Origin of the sequence: Methylobacterium sp. WL103 (genome assembly GCF_008039885.1) — a bacterium.
Taxonomy (GTDB): domain Bacteria; phylum Pseudomonadota; class Alphaproteobacteria; order Rhizobiales; family Beijerinckiaceae; genus Methylobacterium; species Methylobacterium cerastii.
Map to the genome: position 1 here is coordinate 1 of NZ_VRUX01001039.1, position 887 is coordinate 887.

General features: G+C 71.9%; 2 protein-coding genes. Both read right to left on the reverse strand.

Annotated features, from left to right (window positions below; translation table 11 throughout):
• Positions 1–279, reverse strand: a 279-nt coding sequence (locus FV222_RS27610; RefSeq protein ID WP_281406939.1) for an NAD(P)H-hydrate dehydratase, incomplete at its 3' end; no start/stop codon positions are given.
• A gap of 40 nt (positions 280–319) precedes the next feature.
• Positions 320–887, reverse strand: a 568-nt coding sequence (locus tag FV222_RS27615) for a histidine phosphatase family protein (RefSeq protein ID WP_147816319.1), incomplete at its 5' end; no start/stop codon positions are given.

Genomic DNA, 887 nt, shown 5'->3' on the forward strand with positions numbered 1-887 from the left:
GCGGCCGATGCCGCCGCCCTCGGTCTGCGCCAAGCCGACCACCAGGGCTTCCGGCACGGCGATGCCGACCGCGATCGCGAGGTCGCGGCACACGCCGATCTGGAGCTTGCCCGCGCCGACGCGCATCGCCGCATTCGCGCTCAGCAGCACGGCACCGGGCAGGCCCGTGCAGCCTGCCACGATGAGGACGCAGCCGCGGCCGTCCTTGCTGTCGCCCTCCGGCTTGGGGGGCGCCATGCCGCGGAGCACGTGCTCGGTCAGCGGTGTCACGGCGCCCATGGCTGTCCTCCGGTCGGTTTCCGACGATGGTGCAACGCTGTCAGCTCTTGGCGTCCGCTTCGTTGGCGTCGGGTTCGGAAGTAACGGGAGCACCCTGTGCCTCAAGGGGTGCGACGAAGTTGTAGCGGATCAGGTCGAGGGCGGGGCCGGGCGCGGCGACCGCCGCGGGGGCGTATTCCGTGACGCCGCAATTGGCGACGTCGCCCTGCGCATCGATGGCCAGGATCTCAGCCTCGGTCCTATTCTCCAGCAGGTAGCGCAGGCACAGGACCACCACCTGGTGGGCGACCAGGAGGATGCGCCGGCCCTCGTAATGCAGCGCCATCGTGTCGAGCGCGCTGCGCAGGCGCAGGATGACGTCGCACCAGCTCTCGCCGCCCGGGGGCCGGTGGTAGAACTTGCCGAGGTCGGTGCGGAGTTCCGCCTGCTCGGGGTGCAACTGCTCGATGCCGGCGCGGGTGAGGCGATCGAGGATGCCGAACTCCTTCTCGCGCAGGCGCTCGTCGACCACCAGCGGCGGCGCGCCGGCGGCGAGCGCCCCCGATGCGCGGATCGCCTCGGCCGTCTGGACCGCGCGGCGGTAGGGCGAGGCCAGGACGAGGTTCGGC